A 17,511-nucleotide genomic window follows, 5' to 3' on the forward strand; every position below is an offset into this window, starting at 1 on the left:
ATAATGGTAAAATAATGAAATATATTATACGAAAGGAGGGAGGCGGCCCGGGGGAAGGCGTAATACCCGGACCAGCGACGCAAAAAATGGGAAACAATCAAAAAAGCGGAATGTTTTACGCGTTTTTTGCGTATTTTTTGTGGGGCCTTTTTCCAATCTACTGGAAAATGGTTGAACAGGTGCCTGCCCTTGAAATTCTGGCGCACCGCATATTCTGGTCTTTTATTTTTATGATCCTGCTTTTAGCCTTTTTAAGGAAAATGGGGGATTTAAAAACCAGCATAAAAGAAGGGGGCCACCACCCGCGCACGCCGCTTTTACTGCTTCTTGCATCCGTGCTTGTGAGCGGGAATTGGTTTATCTACATATGGGCGGTCAACAACGGGCATGTCATTGAAACAAGCATGGGCTATTACATTAACCCGCTTGTCAGCATCCTGCTCGGCATGATCTTTTTGAAGGAAAAACTGAACAGGTGGCAGCTGATTGCTTTCCTGCTGGCAGCATGCGGCGTCGCAATCCAGACGTTCAGCTACGGGCATATTCCCTGGATCGCCATCGGCCTTGCGCTCACATTCGGGTTTTACGGCCTTGTGAAAAAGAAAGTGGACATTGATGCTTTTATCGGCCTGACATTCGAAACCTTCTTTATGATGCCGGTTGCGTTTATCTATTTAACGATGATCCAGGTAAAAGGCACTGCATCGTTTGCAACAGTTTCACCGGCTGTTACTGTACTGCTGATCGGCACCGGCGTTGTGACAGCCATCCCGCTCATTTGCTTTGCGCAGGGAGCAAGGAGAATTTCCCTGACGATGATCGGCTTTTTCCAATACTTGACGCCGACAATGACGCTGATTATGGGCATTGCCTTTTTCAAGGAACCTTTTACACATGTGCAACTGCTGTCCTTTGCTTTTATCTGGCTGGCGCTCGTCGTGTTTTCCGTTTCCGGCTTTTTGCCGAAGAAAAAATTCCATGTGGAAGAAGTTGCCTGAATCAGCAGCCCATGCCGGAACAATGGCACAAAAAATGCGATGGAAGCGGCGGGAAACCAGGATTGTGCCCCGCCGCTTTTGTCTGCCGAAAATCCAAAAACAAAAGTAGGTCATGATTTTCAGGCCGGCTTTTTTCGAATAGAAAATTTCAGGTATAATAGGGATGATTGATGCATAAGGGAGATTGGTTTATGTCCAGGTTCCAGTTCCGCCCGGCAACGTTTAAAATGGTTTTCTTCATGTATTTGCTGGGCACGGTTATTTTTGCGATTTTGTATTTGCTGCCGGTTTCACACAAACAGCCGTTGCTGCCGTCAGATGCTTTTTTTCTGTCCGCAAGCGCCATCAGTGCAACAGGGCTGTCCACTGTTACCGTTGCGCAGGCACTTACAACGGCCGGAAAAATCATCCTGCTCATCCAGATGGAAATCGGCGGGATCGGCGTCATGGCCTTGGTCGGCGCGCTTTTGATCGTATTGCGCACGAATGCGCCTGTTCCGTCACAAACATTGATGATTTTTGACCAGAACCAGAACAGCAGCCGTTCGATATCAAAACTGATGGCCTTTATTGTAACGTACACATTGATCGTCGAAGTGGCAGGCTTTCTGCTGATTCTGCCGGCTGCGCTGCATCACGGCAGCCATTCTTTTGCCGCTTTTTTTCTTTCAGTGTCGACATTTACAAACGCCGGCTTTGAAATTTCCGGAAACGGGCTTGATGACTTCAAAGGCGAACCGTTCGTGCTCGCCGTGTTAACCTGTATGATCATTCTGGGCGTCCTCGGGTTCGCCGTTGTAATGGAGTTTTTGCAGTCGCGCCGGAAAAAGAAAAGCCTTTATTTCAAAGTAAATGTTTTGATGCACGGCATTTTGCTTTTGGCCGGCTTTCTATTCTTCTTTTTTGTAGATTTTATACATATGCCGGGGCTTTCTTTTACAGATAAAATCATCCAGTCCCTTTTCTTCAGTGCGGCGCCAAGAAGCGGGGGTCTGGCATCGCTCGATTTGCACGTTTTTTCTTTCCCGTCTTTGCTGTTTATGATCGTGCTTATGTTTATCGGCGGGTCGCCAAGCAGCTGTGCCGGCGGGATCCGGACGACCACATTCGCCGTCATTCTTGCCAAATTGTGGTCTGTCATCCGCGGTTCAAATGAGACGCATATGTTCAGAAGGACGTTGTTTGCCGAAGACGTAAACAAAGCCTTTCTCGTCTTTTTCGCTTTTCTTTTTTTGTTCTTTTTCTCGTTTTTTGTATTGTCTTTTACGGAAAAAGCAGCGCCGTTTCCGCTTGCATTTGAAATTATGTCGGCGCTGTCGACATGCGGCTTTTCCCTCGGGATCACGGCCGGGCTGACGGTGTTCGGCAAAATCTGGCTGGCTTTCCTCATGCTAATTGGCCGTCTCGGGGTGATTATTTTGATCTATACCTTTATGAATCAAAAAAAATCCACAATCAAATATGCAAAAGAATCCATTTTAATCGGTTAGGGGTGGGATTGTGAAACATTTAAAAGAAAGTTTTCTTGTGCTCGGGCTCGGCCGTTTCGGGTCGAGTGTGCTGAAAGAACTGGCGAGGCTCGGATATGATGTTGTCGGCGCCGATAAAAATGAAAAGGTGCTTCAGGATGAGGAACTTCAGGACGCCGCTTCGTACCTTGCGGAAGGCGATGTGACCAGCACCGCTTTTTTGGAAGAATTGAATGTGGACAATTTCGATGCGGTGGTCGTCAGCATAGGAGACGATTTTGAATCTGCCATTTTAACGGTGCTTGCTTTAAAAGATCTTGGCTGTGAAACGGTTTATGCGAAGGCGAATGATCAAAAGCGGGGGAGGGGCTTGAAAGGGGCAGGTGCGACCGACGTGTTTTTCCCTGAAGAAGAAACGGGGCGCCGGGTTGCCTACCATATTGCAAACCCGGGCATTTTGCAGTATATCCGCCTGTCGCCGTATTGCTCCGGCCTTGAGATGACAGTGCCGGAAGATTTTATCGGAAAGTCTCTGGCAGAACTCGATTTCCGCAACAGGTACAAAGCCCTTGTTGTAATGGTCACTTCCCAGTCTGAAGAAACGCCGGTTGTCTCCCCGGCACCGGATTATATCTTTCAGCCGGGGGATACCATTTTCACAGTCGGTGCGGAAAAAGATTTGGAGAGGCTGCGCCGGAAATTTTACTAGCGGGGTGAGGCGTTTTCCGGCTGCGTTAAAGTTGAAATGGGGGGCTGCCGATGTTCCGGGGCGGTGCTTCCCATTCGGGGCGTGCGGCGCGGGAGCCGGAAAAACACTTACCTGCCGGGAGATAAGTCTCCTGCCCCCCTACATATTTTGCAAAAAAATCGTTGCGGTTAAATACCGCCTTGCGAGCATTTGAAAATATGCCGTAAAAACGGAAAGCGTCGCGATGACAATGGTGTTGCGGATGGCTTCTTTTTTCGGGTCATCCGGCGATATGTATTTTGATATCATCTCTTCCGCTTTTTCGGTAACCATACCCTCCATTGCTGAAATCATATGTTCATGTTTTCCGGCCGGGAACCGCCCGACTTCCCGCATGGAATTGAGTTCCTCAAAAAGCTGGGAATAAGTGGCATACAGCTGTACCGGATTAATCAAATCATCATGCTCGTCTTCGGGGTCATTGACGATCAATTGCAACAGCTTGCGGATGGAATCGAAATCAAGCGCCGTTTTTAAGTCTTCCACCAGAAACAGCAGCGCCATCTGGTCAATCGAATATTTTTTCCCTTTTTCCGGCGCCACGATCATTTCTTTAATATCGCGCTTTACCCAGTTTTGAATCGCGGTCAGTGTAAAATTTGTATTTTCAATCTGGCTTCCGAGCGCCACGATTTCATTTAACGAAAAACCGAAGTCATCCGTGTTCTTCTTCAGTATTTTTGTGAAAATGGGGGGCATTACAGCAGCTGCAAAGGGACGGTGCGGGTCTTTTCCGCCATTTTTCTTTGCCCATAAGCCTTGTAAAAACGCTGCAGGCGTCATGGGGCCTGATCCCTTCAGCGCAAGCAGCAGATCTGCCATTTCTCTGCGTGTCATTTGAAATAGTTCCATTAACAGCACCTCCCAAACATTGGCATGCTACTTTTTATCGTAAGATTGATGGATGGAAAAGTCAATGATCATTGGGTGTCAAGTTTTCCCCGCTGTGCCGGACTGCGGGGGATGCCTTATTCTTCAGGCGAAACTTTCCATGCTTCCGGGAAGAAGACTTGCCCCTGTCCCGGTTTTGAAAAAAGTTTAAAGACGGCTTTTAAGGGAAAATAGAAACCGGGAATCACATTCTTTTGTGAAAAAGACTTGCATTTTAATTGATAAGTTCATATAATAGGTTCATAGGAACTTAGTATAAAAATAGAAAAGGGGAAATAAAGTTGAAGAAATTTTTTGCGTTGCTCCTGGCATTTACGTTTGCCTTTTCAGTGGTCGGGATTCACTTTTCAAACCCGGTTGACGCAAGAGGATACCGTTCCGTTAAACGGTCTTACCAGTCGGTGCCAAAGACGACAACACCGTCGTCAAAACAACAGTCCCATTACCAGTCAAAAACGAACCAAAATACAAATCCGATTTCCGGCAATAAAGCCAATTCGGCGTCGTCTTCATCGAGAGGCAGCTTTGTCAAGGGGATGCTGCTCGGCGGACTTGGCGGCATGCTGTTCGGCTCAATGTTCAGCCATCTGGGCGGTTTGGGGACGGCTTTGACGGCAATGGTCAATATTTTAATCTTTATTGCGCTGATTCTCATTGTCATCAAATTGTTCCAATCCATATTTGGCAACAGGAAAAAAGATCGCGAGGCCTATGACAGATGGAAACATTAAAACTGTCGGAGCAGGATTTGATTAACGCGGTCTGCATGTATGTGGCAGACCAGCATTATGCTTATCCGGAAAATGTGATGGCGATGCTCACATACGATGATGATATCGGCTACGGCGCAGATGTCGAACTGAACGGCAGAGATCTCGAGCCGCTGACTGAGCCGAAACTGATTCAAGCCATCCGCAAATATTTAGAAGAAGCATATAGCATTGACCCGTTTGCCGTCAGCATCCGCCTGGAAATTGAGGATCAAGATGGCATGGTGGCATACGTGGATTAAGAAACAGCCCGGCATTTTGCCGGGCTGTTTTACTCTATCTTGATACATATTTGTTCCGCCCTGCGCCGGTTCCTGTGGCAAGCATGAGGATGCCGCAGATCATCATGATGACGACCGGCATATGCCAATTGTGCGCACGGTCGTACAGCCAGCCGATCAAAAACGGGCCGGCCGCCGCCACAAGGTAACCGGCTGACTGGCTCATACCGGAAAGATTGGCGGCTTCAGTGGCCGTTTTCGAACGGAGGCCGATAAACGCAAGCGCGAGGCTGATGCTGGCGCCCTGGGCGATGCCGATCAAAATGATGCAAATCCACATCCAAAACATATGCCCGCCGTACAGAAGGCCTGTAAGCCCGCACAAATAAAAAATCGTGATCCCGAAAACAAGGGGAATCTGGTTTTTCATCCGCTCCGCCCAAATCGGCGTCATAAAGGTAGCGGGCAGGCTGACGAACTGCATGATTGACACCATCCAACCGGCCGCTACGAGGCTTGTCCCATGGCTGACCATAATTTCCGCAAGCCAGGCGATGGTGCTGTAAAACAGAAATGACTGCAGGCCGAGAAAAAGCGTCACCTGCCAGGCGAGCGGGGACAGCCAGACGGATCTTCCGGGCGTTTCCTGATGGGCAGAAAACTTTACCCTCGCGTGCCTGCGCAATTGCGGAATCCATACCAAAGCAGCCAGTACAGAGAGGATGCCCCAGACGAGCAGCCCCCATTTCCACCCGAGCCCCAACCCGTCCACAATCGGGACGCTGACGCCGGAAGCGAGCGCAGCAAATCCGCCCATAACGGTTGTATAAATACTCGTCATCAGCCCGAGTTTTTCAGGCACCCGGTGTTTAATGAGGCTGGGCAGCAGCACATTCCCGATTGCAATGCCTGTCCCGACAAAAGCTGTGCCGATATAAAGCATGGCGGCATTCCCGGCCGTGCGGGCCAAAATGCCGATAAATAAAATGACAATCCCAAGAAGCAATGTCAACTCCTGGCCAATCTGGCTTGCCAGTTTGGGCGCAAGCGGTGAAATCAGTGCGAAGGCAAGAAGCGGGAGCGTCGTAATAAATCCCGCTTGTGCATTTGACATATGAAGGCTGTGGCGGATCGTGCCGATAACCGGCCCGACGGAAGTGATTGCCGGCCTGAGGTTGGCTGCAATACATATAACGCCTGCCACAAGCAGCCCGGATAATACTTTTTCTTTTTCTTTCTGATCACCCATCTTTTTCTAAACTCCTTTAAAACTTTCCTGATTTAAAAATGGACAACAGCAGCCATAAAAGCATCAATGTCGCAACACCGAATCCGATCTCAATGATCGGGTTTTTCCAGATCACTGTCGACTGGCCGCTGATGGACGTTCCGATCATCAGCCCGACCATCAGGATACTAAAGGCGAGCAGGACGATCGCAAAGGAAAGCCGGTTGCTGATCCTGTCAAGTTTTTCCAAAAATAAATGCAAATCTGGTATCACGACCTCCATCCTGAACTTGCCTTTTCGCATCGTTTTGGAAATATCGCGCAAATTTTTCGGAAGCTCAAGCAAAATTTCCGCCTGGTCCAAAAACGTTTTCCATCCTTTCCGCGCGACCCTGCCCGGCCGCAACCGATCCCGCAGCAGCCTTTCCCCGAACGGGCGCGCAGCTGCGATCAGGCTGAATTCCGGGTCAAGCGATTCCACGACGCCCTCCACCGTAATCAGCGATTTGCCGAGTATCGTCAGATCGGCAGGGAAGCGGATATGGTATTTAAACGCGAGATGGTACAAATCATTGATCGCTTCCCGCAAGCTTAACTGGCTGAGCGGCAGATCATAATATTTTTCGCGGAGAACTTCGACATCTTCCTTCAGCAGATGAAGATCGGTTTCTTCCGGAATTTCCGCAAGCGCATCAACCGACTTCATAATGGCATTCGTATCCGCCCGCATCAGCGCAATGACGAGCGAAGCGCAATGGTACTTGGTTTCTTCCGTAAGCCGGCCGACCATGCCGAAATCCATATAGCAAATCACATCGCCGGGCAAAACGACAATGTTTCCCGGATGCGGGTCGCCGTGGAAAAATCCTTCCACAAAAATCTGCTGGAGCATCGAATGGATCAGCCGTTCAGAAATGACTTTTTTTCGGTACCCGGGGACGGTTTCACTGAAAAACCCGCTGATTTTCCTGCCCTTTATGTACTCCATTGTCAGGACTCTTTTTGTGGAAAAGTCCCAGTAAATTTTCGGAATCCGGATGTTTTCATCGCCTTCAAATTGTTTGGCGATCCGTTCCGCATTCCGGCCTTCATGGTAATAATCAAGCTCGGACAACAGCGCCTGGGAAAATTCTTCGACAATGTCCCGCAATTGGTAAGCCCTTGCCCATTCAAAACGGGACTCAAGGGAGAGGGAAAGGCTTTCCAATATTTCCAGATCGGTTTCAATGACCGGGCGGATATTTGGGCGCTGGATTTTGATCGCAACCGGCTCTTCCGTATGTAATTTGGCTTTATGCACCTGCCCGATCGATGCAGTTGCGAGCGGTTCCGGATCAAATTCAGCAAACAGCTCCTCAACGCCCGCCCCGAGTTCGTCCCTGATAATCTTTTTTACGTCTTCATACGGAAACGGCGTGGCATTATCCTGCAATTTTTCCAGGTCAGCAATCATCGATTCCGGCAAAATGTCGCGGCGGGAGCTGGCCAGCTGCCCGAGTTTAATGAATGTCGGGCCCAATTCCTCCAAAAACAGCCGGATCCTTTCCCCGGTGCTGCGATGGGGGATGCGGGGAGCCGCTTTTTTCGAGGGAAAAGGAAAGAAATCCGAAAGGCCCCAATCGTTGATCAAATAACCGAGGCCGTTTTTAATTAGAGCGCCGGCAATTTCCTGGTATCTTTTTCCGTGCTTCATCTTTCTGGAAAGCAAGCAACCACCCCCGGTTTTGTTTTATGCAAAAAAACAGCCGGCCCCAGGAAAAAGGGCCAACCGGTTTACGGGTTCAACCGTTCTTCAAGCTGCTGGATGCGAAGTTCCAGCGCCTTGATTTCATCTTTTGTCGCAACATTCATTTCAGAAAGGATCTCGTTGACCCGGTCTTTCAAGGCCTGATTCAGTTCTTGTTTGGATTGTTCCCCTTTTTCCAGCAGTTCATCAATCAATTGTGTGGATTCTGCTTTTGTCAGGTTCCCTTTTTCCACGAGGCGGTTGACTGCCTTTTCTACTTGTTCTTTGCTGAGCACCGCCATGCCGAGGCCGAGTGATAACAATTGGTTCACTTTATCGCGCATTTCCAATTCCTTCCTTTCTCCTCTATCTTAATGTAATCATAGCCCAATCCGGCCGGAATCACAAACGGAAAGGTGTGTAAAAACGGCTAATTAACGGGCTATTTTCCCCAATGGGAGGCAATAAACGTGTCGCGGCCTGACTTCGCCCGGTCTTCGTGATAGGCATTCGGGTTTTTCTTATAAAAATCCTGGTGGTAGTCTTCGGCAGGATAAAAGGGCTTCGCCGGCAAAATTTCAGTTACAATCGGCTTTTTGAATTTGCCGCTTTCTGCAAGCTGCTGTTTTGTAGCTTCCGCCAGCCGCTTTTGTTCTTCATTATGGTAAAAAATGGCCGCCCGGTAGTTAGAACCGCGGTCCTGGAACTGGCCGCCGGCATCGGTCGGATCGATTTGCTGCCAAAAGATTTCGAGCAGTTTTTCGTACGGAAAAACTTTGGGATCATATGTAATTTGGACGGCTTCGTAATGGCCAGTCGTTCCGGTCTTTACCTGTTCATACGAAGGATTTTCGACCGTTCCCCCCGTGTACCCGGAAACGACTTTTTCGATGCCGTCCCACTGGTCGAAAGGTTTGACCATGCACCAAAAACAGCCGCCGGCAAAAGTTGCTTTCTGAAATTGTTCCGCCATTTCTTCTCCTCCAAGGTGGTTCTTTTTCTAAATCGTAACATTTCCTGCGCACCACGACAAGAAAGAATGCCCGGCCTGCTGCGGAAAAATCAAAAAATTCCGGTTGCATCTGCCCAGTTTTGGGTTTTAGAACATATCTTTTTTGTATTGTCCACTAAAATGCAATTTTTTTAAAAAAATGCGTTTAAAATTTGAACATTTTGTGAACATGAAGTAATATAATATACAAAAGGGAGGGTTGTGAAATGAAGGAATTTAAGGGGTACTATCTGCTTGCAACCGCTGAGCTGGTGATGAGTGTGGTGTTTCTTGCCATTCACTTTATTGTAAGCGCTCACACAACGGACTGGTCTTTGATTTTGTTTTGGGGTTTTCTGCTAGGGGGAATGATTACCTACGGGCTCGGAATGGCGTACTTGCTGATGCTTTGCGCGTCAGGGAAAGAATTGCCGAATGAATATCCGGAATTCGATCCGTCATATAGAAAAGCGGGATAATCGTTCGCACAGCATGAACCCTGTAGACACGGGGTTTCTTTTTTTGGGGGGAAAAGCGGGCGCCGAACAATCCGGATTGATCAAGGCTTGACATTTAAAAGCGGAGGGAAAGGAGTCCTTTTTTATGCAAAAAAACGATGCCGCAAAGGGCACCGTTAGTCTTCTTTTTGAACATTTGCCGCCTGCGGGCCGCGTGATCCTTCTTCCACATCAAATGATACTTTCTGGCCTTCTTCAAGCGTTTTATAGCCTTCACCCTGGATGGCCGAGAAATGGACAAACACGTCGTCTCCGCCTTCCCGTTCAATAAAACCGTAGCCTTTTTCACTGTTAAACCATTTTACTGTACCATGTTCCACGTTTAATGCCTCCTAATTTTTAACCTTTCTTGCTTTTAATATATCCAGAATCCCAGGTTTTAAACGCCTTTTTCACTTGCAGGCAAAAATTTGCGGCTTTTTTTGGGTCCATCTGTCCTGAAAATATGCGCCGGCCGGTTTTCATCCCCGTTGTTGCCGCATCCATCCCAGGCATAAGCGTCCATTTGGAAAAAGCTTGGTACACTTTGCGGCATCAACATTTGATATAATCGGGCAGCCGTTGTAAACTTTTAAATAGCCGGATAGTGAAAACTTCATTGCAAAAGGAGCTGTACCCATTCATGATTGTTTCCGGACAAAAGGAACATCAACTAATAGAAGAAACTTTTAAAGATCAAATAGATCATCCTGCTGTGATCAGCAAAAAACTCGAGCAGTCAGGCCAATTTATGGAAGCCGTCCGCAGCCTGATTGATTTATGCGGCGATGATCCGGACCGCGACGGATTGCAGGAAACACCTTACCGGGTGCTGAAGGCCTTTTTGGAATATACAGAGGGGTACCGGGAAGACCCGAAATTGCATTTGGCAAAAACATTTGACGTCGACCACGACCATAAGGAGCTCGTACTCGTAAAAGATATCGAATTTTATTCCATATGCGAGCACCACTTCGCGCCATTTTTCGGCGTCGCGCATGTCGCCTATTTGCCAAACGAAAAAATCACCGGCCTGTCGAAAATTGCGCGCATGGTCGACGGCTACGCCAGGCGTTTTCAGGTCCAGGAACGGCTGACAAAACAAATTGCGGATGCGGTGGAAGAGGTGCTTGAACCGCAGGGCACGATGGTGGTTTTAGAGGCCAAGCATATGTGCATGTGCGGGCGGGGCGTGAAAAAGGCGGATGCGTCCACGACAACGATGTCCTACCGCGGCATTTTTGAAGGGCGGGCGGATTTGCGCGCCGAATTTTTATCCTTGCTCAAATAGAAAAAGAAGGATGGTGTTTATGCTGGATGTGGACATATTGATCATCGGGGGCGGCCCTGCCGGCATTTCAGCAGCGATCTGGTGCAGCCGGCTTGGCATGGACCATCTGCTCATTGAGGAAAAAGAAATGCTTGGCGGGCAGCTCGGGCTGATCCATAATCGCATTATTGATTATCCCGGCCTGCAAGCGGAAAACGGGGAGGAAATGCGCAACCTTTTTGTCCGGCATGCCGAGTCGTTGCAGTGCCGGTACCGGGTGAATACGCGCGCCGTAAAAATAGATGGCGCCGGAAAAGTTGCGGTGGCGGAAACAGGCGGGCTTAAGACCAGGATCGGTTTTCGCTACCTGATTTACGCTGCCGGTGCCGTACGGAGAAAACTTGGCGTGCCGGGGGAAAAAGAGATGTTCGCCCGCGGGGAAATGTATTCAGCTACGAAGGACAGCCATTTGTTTAAAGGGAAATCTGTTGCAGTTGTCGGCGGCGGCGACCGTGCTTTTGAGGGCGCTTGTTTGCTTGCAGAAGCAGGGGCGCACGTCTACCTCATTCACCGCTCGGAACGTTTCAGGGCCAGGCAGGCTTATCTCAGCCGGGCCCAATCTTATCAGAACATCCGGATTTTGCCGAATAGGCGTGTGAAAGCCATTATCGGGGAAGACCAAACCGAAGCTGTGGAACTGGTCCGTTTAAGCGGAGAATCTTGTTTTTTGCCGGTATCCGCGGTCTTCGTCCGGATCGGGATGGAACCGAACAGCGGCCTCGTTCAGCATGTTGCCGGGACGGATGCAGACGGGTACATCGTATCGGACGGTTACGGGAAAACCGGGTGCGAATGGCTGTATGCAATCGGGGACAACTGCCTCGGCCCGCTTTATTCCAGTATTGCAGGGGCGGCCGGGCAGGGGGCTGCTGCAGCAAAGCATATTGCCTCCCGTTTGGCGGGGGAACGTGCCCGGACGGTAAAATAAACGATCTGCCGCGGCTTTACGGCCCCGCGCACGCCGGCTTAAGGCCGGGCAGCCGTGCGTTCCGGAGCAGGAAGGTGGGGCAAGCAAATGCCGGCTTTACGAATTGTTCAGTGGCGATGGCCTCAAAACACTTTGCCCTGCCCCTTTCTGTTTTTTAATCCCGGCCGCCAGGTTGTGGGGCATCTTCCCCGCCCAGCACCCGGCTGAAAGCGGCAGAAACTTTTTCGTATTCTTCGTCTGAATGGAGGGCGTCCAGGTCGCCTTCTTCGTCTGTTTTCAAGAAAAACACATCCAGGTCCCGGCCTGTCTGTTCCTCTAAATCTTCAACAAATGAAACGGCGGCATATTCGGTTCCTTCCAGCGACAATACACCGATGATTTCCACTTCCTGTTCACGCCCGTTTTCCGTAATTGTAAACACTTCACCCTGTTCAATATTTGCCATCGGGTCTCCTCCTTCATTTCCGTCTGTTGCGTATTGTATACAAAAACCGAAAAAACACGCCAAAAGAAAGAAAAGTGCGCTATCATGATAGCAGCCGGATCTCGGAAAGGGGTGTATATATGGATAAAAAAGACATGGAAGAAAAAATCATACAACAATACAAAATGGATGAGAAAATGATGGCGCTCATTTTTGCCCAATGGTGCGTGAATAATGGGATAGATCCGGAAGAGCTATACAGCAGGGCGTACCCGCAACAGGCAAAAAACGTCTTGCTGGAAGAAGCGCTTGCCCTGACGGTGCCGAAAGAAGAAGCAGAAGAAATCAGCAGCGGGACCGTGTTGAATGTATTATCCTTATTCGGCAATGACGATTTGGCTTTTGTGGTGTCGGAAGAAATTACCAAGTTAAAACGATGAATCCGGAAACAAATGAGATGCCGCCCGCACGGAGACGGCCCATCATGATCTTGTCTTTTTCCAATCCCGGAAATGGAAAAATCACCCCTTGGATACCCAAGGGGTGATCATTATAAGGAATCGCGTATTGCCTTTTTAAATCCTTCCACAGAAAGCAGGGCAAATACCGAATAAAGCAATGTATATAGAACCATCACGATCAGCATCGGCGTCCACAGCGAGGACCCGAAAAAGAACCAACCGGATTTTACCGCAAAGTAGCTGTGCGAAAGGCCGAGCAAAAGCGGAATGCCGAAATTGTAAAGCTGCTTGATCCGGATGCCCTTTGTCAAATCCTGCGTTGTAAAGCCAAGCTTGCGCAAAATGGTGTAGGACGGCTTTTCTTCCTCGCTTTCTTCCATCTGCTTGAAATACAAAATGCAGCCGGACGTGACCAGAAATGTAAGCCCGAGAAATCCGACAATAAACATCGCAACGCCCATGTTTTCTTTTTGTGCTTTGAAGATTTCAGGGCTGGAATAGGCAAAGGAATCTGAAGGGAAGTGCAGACTTTGGAACAGTCGGTCTGCTTTGCCAAGATCTTCCTCCTTCTTCAGATTGATGCCGGTAAAGCGCTTTGAATCCAATTGAATTTTCGGGTCCGTATCCTTTTTTAAATCTTGGAAGAACGCATCATCCGTCACTAGAACGGGCATGCTGCCAGAGAAATAATTGGAAAGAATCTGGTCTTTGCGAAGCGCAACGATGCGGAGTCTGGCTGTTTTCCGCTTGCCTGTTAAGTCAATCATCCCTTCCGATTTCATCGGCATAAATTTTGCCAGGGCATCGGGATAGCCGGAAAAGACCGCCTGCCCGGGTTTTACATCAAATCTTTTCACTGCCGCATCGCTGACAACTGCGATCGGCACGGCGCCGGTATCAAACTTCAGATCTTTTGTTTTTTTATCGAACAGGCTGCTTAAATCAGCTGTAACCCGTACGACTGCAATTTCTTCTTTTTCATAGTCGATGCGGTTTTCATTTAAACGTTTTGTAAATTGTTTCGCCTCATTCGTTTTGATAAAAGAAAAGTCCGCAGCTGCTACATTATGGGCTGTATCTTCGGCAGAGTAAAAGGTAATGTAGCTTAATGATAATAAGCCGATCGCAAGTGCCGACACGGTTGTGATGATGGTCAGCAGCACTGCGTTCGAACGGATCCGAAACATGATGGCGGACAGGGACATGACATCCCGGATATTCAGATACCCGCCTTTCTTTTTCCGGATAAGGTAAAAGACAAAGCGGACAGAAGTCTTAAAAAATAGGTAGGTCCCGAGAATGACAAGGGCTAAAATGGTTCCCATTGCGGTAAACAAGGCACGCGCCGTCCGAAAGTCCCCATTGAATAATTTTGATGAAATATAGTATCCTGCCCCGATGCAGACAAATCCGGTTATCCCGAGCACCAGCCCCGCTTTTGACATCCGTGCGGCCCGGTCTTCCGTGGATGAAACGGTGCGGAAGAGGGAAAGGATTGTTTGCCGTTTGATAAAGATGCTGTTGATGAGCAGGATCAGGACGAAAATGATGGAAAAAACAAGGATCGTCTGCTCGAAAGCCTGGATTGAAAAATAAAGAGAGACCTTTGTTTTAACCTGAATAATCCGAAGCAGCAGCATCATCAGCAGCCTGGATGCCGCAAACCCGAAAAAGATGCCGGCAAAGAGTGAGCCGTAGTAGAGCAAAAAATTCTCCGTGCCCAAAATCCGGAATACTTCTCTTTTCGTCATGCCGACGAGCTGGAAAAGCCCGATTTCCTTGCTCCGCCTTTTGATAAACAAATGGTTGGCATAAAAGAGAAAAACGGCCACAATGACGATCAGCAAAACCGACGCCACCTTCAGCGCGGCCAGCCCTTTTACGGAAGATTTTACTTCGTCGAGAGAAGGGGCGTATTGCAGTGTCACAAACGCAAAGTATAATGCAGCACTGAAGGCGAGCGCGAAAATATACAGTGCATAATGCGGAAGGTTCTTTTTAAAATTGCGGTAAATCAAACCGTTAATCGTCATGCTGCACACCTCCCAGCACAACCTGTGTTTTCAGGATGGCCTGATAGAAATCCTGCCTTGATTCGGTGCCTTTATGCAGTTGGGAATAAATCTGCCCGTCTTTGATGAAAATGACCCTGCCCGAATAGCTGGCTGCGGCCGCATCATGGGTGACCATTAAGATGGTTGCTTTTCTTTTTTCGTTCAGGCGGCTTAATTTATTCAAAAGGTCGGATGCCGATTTTGAATCGAGCGCGCCTGTTGGTTCGTCGGCAAAAATAAGGCTCGGTTCATGGACAAACGCCCGCGCTGCCGATGTCCGCTGCTTCTGCCCGCCGGATATTTCATTCGGATACTTGTCCTGGATATCGGCGATCCCGAGTTCTTCCGCAACCGCAAGGAATTTTTCGTCCGCCTCCCGTTTTGAAACTTTTTTCACAGACAGCGGCAGCAATATATTTTCCTTCACCGTTAACGTATCGAGCAAATGGTATTCCTGGAAAATAAAGCCCAAATGCCTTTTCCGGAACTCCGCCAGCTGCTTGTCTTTCATTTTCGTCAACGCTTTGCCTTCGATTTCAATGGAACCGCGGCTGGGCCGGTCAATCGAGGAAAGGACATTTAACAATGTCGTTTTCCCTGATCCGGACGGGCCCATAATGCTCGTGAATTCTCCTTTTTCAACATTTAAATCAATCCCTTTTAAAACTTCTTGTTTGTTCCACTTGTTGCCGTACGTTTTATAAACATTTTTTGCTTCAAGGATCATGATTGGTTCCCCCTTTCTGATATGATTTCATTATAGAAAAGCCGGCATGCTTCTTCCTTCGTTTCGGCTAACAATACAGAAAAGCATATGACAGTTTTGTCACATGCCTGTAATTTGCTGCAAGCCATTTCTTTCCGGGAAGATGAGCGTAAAGGTGGAACCGGCGCCGGGAACTGACTGGACAGCAAGCACAATATTTAATTTTTCCGCCGCCCTTTTGGCAAGGTACAGGCCGAGGCCGGTTGCCCCCCTGTTTTGGCTGCGGTCAGAAGACGTAAAGCCCTTTTCAAAAATGCGCGGCAAATCTTTCGGGTCAATGCCGCATCCCCTGTCTGCCACCGATAAATGGAAGCGGCCGTCTGCCATTTTTCCGGAAATGGAGATGTCTGTCCCGCAACTATACTGGACTGCATTCACCAGCAGTTGCCGGAGGATAAACGACAGCCATTTTGCATCTGTCACAATTGCCGGAACCCCGGACGAAATGTCAAAACCGATGCCTTTTTGGATGCACCATGGCTGAATCGCTTTGATTTCCTGGTAGATCAGGCGTTTAAGGTCAACATTTTCCATATAAACGTCATTTTCCATATTGCTGATCCGTTTTTCATGAAGCTGTTTGTCAAGCAGGTGGTGGATGCGCAGCCATTCATAATTGAGCGACACTTTTGCTTCTTCGTCTTGAAGCCGGTCAATGATAAGCTGCATGGCAGTCATCGGCGTTTTGACCTCATGTACCCATGCTGTTAATTCATCCTGTTCTTCCTGCACCGTAGACGCGTTCCGGTCGGTTTCTGCCCGCAAATGTTCCGCCTGCGCTTGTACGGCCTGATGCACGATCTGTTCAAAAGGGGTTCCGGGGCGGGCGATGTCGCGCGTATCAAGATCCCCGCCCCATTCTAAAAGGCTCTGATAAAATTTTGCTTCTTTCCGGGCGCGAAAGAAAAGAAAAAGAAGAAAAGCAATCGTTTCTAAAAAAACAATATAAAGAACAGATGAAAGCGCGATTTGCGGATCAAGCCATGCAATGAAAAGCAGCAACAGCTGGCAGGCGGCAAAAAAAATCACCCAGCTTTTACGTTCGGCAAGAAACATCCGGATCATAGGCCGGCATCCTTTTCAAGGGCCATATAGCCCTGGCCCACTTTTGTTTCAATGCAGTCGCCGAGCCCGATCGCGGAAAGCTTTTTCCGCAGGCGGTTGACGTTCACGGTCAATGTATTGTCGCTCACAAACCTTTCATCGTCCCATAAACATTCGATCAGATGCGTGCGGCTGACAATCCGGTTTTTCATGTCCACCAAAATTTTCAAAATAAACATTTCGTTTTTTGACAGTTCAATGCATCCATGTTCGTTTTCGACCGTGTTTTTCTGCAAATCGATTGTGGCCCCGCACCATGTTTTTAAAACTGCCTGCTCGCTTGTGTAGGCATATACCCGCCGCAAAATGGCCTGGATTTTGGCGATTAATACGTCGATATGAAAAGGCTTTTGCACATAATCGTCCGCACCGAGCTGCATCGCCATCACCATATCAGTCGGATGGTCGCGGGAAGAAAGGAAAAGGATCGGGACATGGGAGTGTGCGCGAATCTGCCGGCACCAGTGGAACCCGTCAAATTTCGGAAGCTGGATGTCAATGACCACCAGATCAGGCCGGAATTCCGCAAATTCCTCCATCACATGCCCGAAATCGCGGATCCCCGCAACTTCAAATGACCACTGCAAAAGCCTTTCTTTCACCTCACGAAACAGCGTCACATCGTCTTCAATGATTAGAATTTTTATCAACCGGACCACTCTTTCTATTTTTGCTACCCTCCATTTTACAAGAAAAGGCGGCAGCAGGCTATATTTGCAGGTATTCTCTTACAAAAGACAGAACCAGCCTGAAGCACCATATATCTGATGGATGGTGATATCTAAATGGCCTGTCATTTATTTTCACCTAACTGGTTTTATGATGATATCGCTAACGCCCGTAGTTGTTCCTTTATAGCTTTTTTCAATCCCCGTTCTTTTTAATCCCTCGTTGCTGTTTACAAA

20 protein-coding genes are annotated in these 17,511 nt (G+C 48.5%); 9 read left to right on the forward strand and 11 right to left on the reverse strand.

What is annotated here, in order from left to right; all coding sequences use genetic code 11:
• The first annotated feature begins 86 nt into the window (after positions 1 to 86).
• The 3 genes from rarD (at position 87) to NST20_RS06855 (ending at position 3,176) form a co-directional block, all read left to right on the forward strand.
• Positions 87 to 998: an EamA family transporter RarD gene (gene rarD / locus NST20_RS06845; protein ID WP_342400309.1), complete on the forward strand. Its 912-nt coding sequence runs from the start codon at positions 87 to 89 to the stop codon at positions 996 to 998.
• A 191-nt stretch (positions 999 to 1,189) separates the two neighbouring features.
• A complete protein-coding gene (locus NST20_RS06850; protein ID WP_327076864.1) occupies positions 1,190 to 2,488 on the forward strand; it encodes a potassium transporter TrkG in 1,299 nt (432 codons plus the stop codon).
• Between the two features lie 10 nt (positions 2,489 to 2,498).
• The gene (locus NST20_RS06855; RefSeq protein ID WP_237349261.1) at positions 2,499 to 3,176 is read left to right on the forward strand and encodes a TrkA family potassium uptake protein; all 678 of its coding nucleotides are present in this window, start codon (positions 2,499 to 2,501) and stop codon (positions 3,174 to 3,176) included.
• A 138-nt stretch (positions 3,177 to 3,314) separates the two neighbouring features.
• Here the strand turns inward: NST20_RS06855 and NST20_RS06860 are convergent, their stop codons facing one another.
• Positions 3,315 to 4,067 carry a DUF1836 domain-containing protein gene (locus tag NST20_RS06860; RefSeq protein WP_285958092.1) on the reverse strand — a complete coding sequence of 251 codons (753 nt, stop codon included), beginning with the start codon at positions 4,065 to 4,067 and terminating at the stop codon, positions 3,315 to 3,317.
• Between the two features lie 320 nt (positions 4,068 to 4,387).
• Here NST20_RS06860 and NST20_RS06865 point away from each other — a divergent pair, with 320 nt between their 5' ends.
• Together NST20_RS06865 and NST20_RS06870 are read left to right on the forward strand one after the other, a co-directional pair.
• Positions 4,388 to 4,837, forward strand: a complete 450-nt coding sequence (locus NST20_RS06865; protein WP_013859264.1) for a hypothetical protein — start codon at positions 4,388 to 4,390, stop codon at positions 4,835 to 4,837.
• Positions 4,825 to 5,118 (forward strand): YxcD family protein, encoded by a 294-nt coding sequence (locus NST20_RS06870; RefSeq protein ID WP_041819029.1) that lies wholly within the window; start codon positions 4,825 to 4,827, stop codon positions 5,116 to 5,118. The genes NST20_RS06865 and NST20_RS06870 overlap by 13 nt, the downstream gene beginning before the upstream one ends.
• Positions 5,119 to 5,152: 34 nt before the next feature.
• On the opposite strand, the gene NST20_RS06875 is transcribed toward NST20_RS06870, so the two are convergent.
• From NST20_RS06875 to msrA, 4 genes are all read right to left on the reverse strand, one after another.
• The gene (locus NST20_RS06875) at positions 5,153 to 6,346 is read right to left on the reverse strand and encodes an MFS transporter (RefSeq protein ID WP_342400310.1); all 1,194 of its coding nucleotides are present in this window, start codon (positions 6,344 to 6,346) and stop codon (positions 5,153 to 5,155) included.
• Positions 6,347 to 6,362: 16 nt separating this feature from the next.
• A complete protein-coding gene (locus NST20_RS06880) occupies positions 6,363 to 8,033 on the reverse strand; it encodes an AarF/ABC1/UbiB kinase family protein (protein ID WP_029141616.1) in 1,671 nt (556 codons plus the stop codon).
• A gap of 65 nt (positions 8,034 to 8,098) precedes the next feature.
• On the reverse strand, positions 8,099 to 8,395 hold the full coding sequence (locus tag NST20_RS06885) for a phasin family protein (protein ID WP_014098395.1): 297 nt from the start codon (positions 8,393 to 8,395) through the stop codon (positions 8,099 to 8,101).
• Positions 8,396 to 8,493: 98 nt separating this feature from the next.
• A complete protein-coding gene (gene msrA, locus NST20_RS06890) occupies positions 8,494 to 9,024 on the reverse strand; it encodes a peptide-methionine (S)-S-oxide reductase MsrA (protein ID WP_013859269.1) in 531 nt (176 codons plus the stop codon).
• A 245-nt stretch (positions 9,025 to 9,269) separates the two neighbouring features.
• Between msrA and NST20_RS06895 the strand changes: the two genes are divergently transcribed.
• A complete protein-coding gene (locus NST20_RS06895; protein ID WP_013859271.1) occupies positions 9,270 to 9,521 on the forward strand; it encodes a hypothetical protein in 252 nt (83 codons plus the stop codon).
• A gap of 155 nt (positions 9,522 to 9,676) precedes the next feature.
• Here NST20_RS06895 and NST20_RS06900 read toward each other — a convergent pair whose 3' ends face one another.
• Positions 9,677 to 9,880, reverse strand: a complete 204-nt coding sequence (locus tag NST20_RS06900) for a cold-shock protein (protein WP_013859272.1) — start codon at positions 9,878 to 9,880, stop codon at positions 9,677 to 9,679.
• A 302-nt stretch (positions 9,881 to 10,182) separates the two neighbouring features.
• On the opposite strand from NST20_RS06900, the gene folE reads away from it, so the two are divergent.
• Complete coding sequence (folE, locus tag NST20_RS06905) at positions 10,183 to 10,830, forward strand: GTP cyclohydrolase I FolE (protein ID WP_195850327.1); 648 nt, start codon at positions 10,183 to 10,185, stop codon at positions 10,828 to 10,830.
• Between the two features lie 19 nt (positions 10,831 to 10,849).
• Entirely contained in the window at positions 10,850 to 11,797 is a 948-nt protein-coding gene (locus tag NST20_RS06910; protein WP_258921601.1) for an NAD(P)/FAD-dependent oxidoreductase, read from the forward strand.
• 154 nt (positions 11,798 to 11,951) lie between these two features.
• Here the strand turns inward: NST20_RS06910 and NST20_RS06915 are convergent, their stop codons facing one another.
• The gene (locus tag NST20_RS06915; protein ID WP_013859276.1) at positions 11,952 to 12,242 is read right to left on the reverse strand and encodes a DUF1292 domain-containing protein; all 291 of its coding nucleotides are present in this window, start codon (positions 12,240 to 12,242) and stop codon (positions 11,952 to 11,954) included.
• Positions 12,243 to 12,361: 119 nt separating this feature from the next.
• Between NST20_RS06915 and NST20_RS06920 the strand changes: the two genes are divergently transcribed.
• The gene (locus tag NST20_RS06920) at positions 12,362 to 12,661 is read left to right on the forward strand and encodes a hypothetical protein (RefSeq protein ID WP_342400311.1); all 300 of its coding nucleotides are present in this window, start codon (positions 12,362 to 12,364) and stop codon (positions 12,659 to 12,661) included.
• Between the two features lie 110 nt (positions 12,662 to 12,771).
• Here NST20_RS06920 and NST20_RS06925 read toward each other — a convergent pair whose 3' ends face one another.
• The 4 genes from NST20_RS06925 to NST20_RS06940 form a co-directional block, all read right to left on the reverse strand.
• Positions 12,772 to 14,715 (reverse strand): ABC transporter permease, encoded by a 1,944-nt coding sequence (locus NST20_RS06925; protein ID WP_342400312.1) that lies wholly within the window; start codon positions 14,713 to 14,715, stop codon positions 12,772 to 12,774.
• Complete coding sequence (locus NST20_RS06930) at positions 14,705 to 15,466, reverse strand: ABC transporter ATP-binding protein (protein WP_029141319.1); 762 nt, start codon at positions 15,464 to 15,466, stop codon at positions 14,705 to 14,707. The genes NST20_RS06925 and NST20_RS06930 overlap by 11 nt, the downstream gene beginning before the upstream one ends.
• A 96-nt stretch (positions 15,467 to 15,562) precedes the next feature.
• A complete protein-coding gene (locus tag NST20_RS06935; RefSeq protein ID WP_019721201.1) occupies positions 15,563 to 16,567 on the reverse strand; it encodes a sensor histidine kinase in 1,005 nt (334 codons plus the stop codon).
• Positions 16,564 to 17,256 carry a response regulator transcription factor gene (locus NST20_RS06940; RefSeq protein ID WP_019721202.1) on the reverse strand — a complete coding sequence of 231 codons (693 nt, stop codon included), beginning with the start codon at positions 17,254 to 17,256 and terminating at the stop codon, positions 16,564 to 16,566. The genes NST20_RS06935 and NST20_RS06940 overlap by 4 nt, the downstream gene beginning before the upstream one ends.
• Positions 17,257 to 17,511 lie beyond the last annotated feature (255 nt).

Source organism: Weizmannia sp. FSL W8-0676 (assembly GCF_038593015.1).
Taxonomy (GTDB): Bacteria; Bacillota; Bacilli; order Bacillales; family Bacillaceae_C; genus Weizmannia; species Weizmannia coagulans.

Coding starts and splice junctions, on each gene's coding strand:
- NST20_RS06860 (WP_285958092.1), bottom strand. CDS start 4,067: ATGGAACTATTTCAAATGACACGCAGAGAAATGGCAGATCTGCTGCTT.
- NST20_RS06935 (WP_019721201.1), bottom strand. CDS start 16,567: ATGATCCGGATGTTTCTTGCCGAACGTAAAAGCTGGGTGATTTTTTTT.
- msrA (WP_013859269.1), bottom strand. CDS start 9,024: ATGGCGGAACAATTTCAGAAAGCAACTTTTGCCGGCGGCTGTTTTTGG.
- NST20_RS06875 (WP_342400310.1), bottom strand. CDS start 6,346: ATGGGTGATCAGAAAGAAAAAGAAAAAGTATTATCCGGGCTGCTTGTG.
- NST20_RS06920 (WP_342400311.1), top strand. CDS start 12,362: ATGGATAAAAAAGACATGGAAGAAAAAATCATACAACAATACAAAATG.
- NST20_RS06925 (WP_342400312.1), bottom strand. CDS start 14,715: ATGACGATTAACGGTTTGATTTACCGCAATTTTAAAAAGAACCTTCCG.
- NST20_RS06850 (WP_327076864.1), top strand. CDS start 1,190: ATGTCCAGGTTCCAGTTCCGCCCGGCAACGTTTAAAATGGTTTTCTTC.
- NST20_RS06885 (WP_014098395.1), bottom strand. CDS start 8,395: ATGCGCGATAAAGTGAACCAATTGTTATCACTCGGCCTCGGCATGGCG.
- rarD (WP_342400309.1), top strand. CDS start 87: ATGGGAAACAATCAAAAAAGCGGAATGTTTTACGCGTTTTTTGCGTAT.
- NST20_RS06895 (WP_013859271.1), top strand. CDS start 9,270: ATGAAGGAATTTAAGGGGTACTATCTGCTTGCAACCGCTGAGCTGGTG.
- folE (WP_195850327.1), top strand. CDS start 10,183: ATGATTGTTTCCGGACAAAAGGAACATCAACTAATAGAAGAAACTTTT.
- NST20_RS06870 (WP_041819029.1), top strand. CDS start 4,825: ATGGAAACATTAAAACTGTCGGAGCAGGATTTGATTAACGCGGTCTGC.
- NST20_RS06915 (WP_013859276.1), bottom strand. CDS start 12,242: ATGGCAAATATTGAACAGGGTGAAGTGTTTACAATTACGGAAAACGGG.
- NST20_RS06910 (WP_258921601.1), top strand. CDS start 10,850: ATGCTGGATGTGGACATATTGATCATCGGGGGCGGCCCTGCCGGCATT.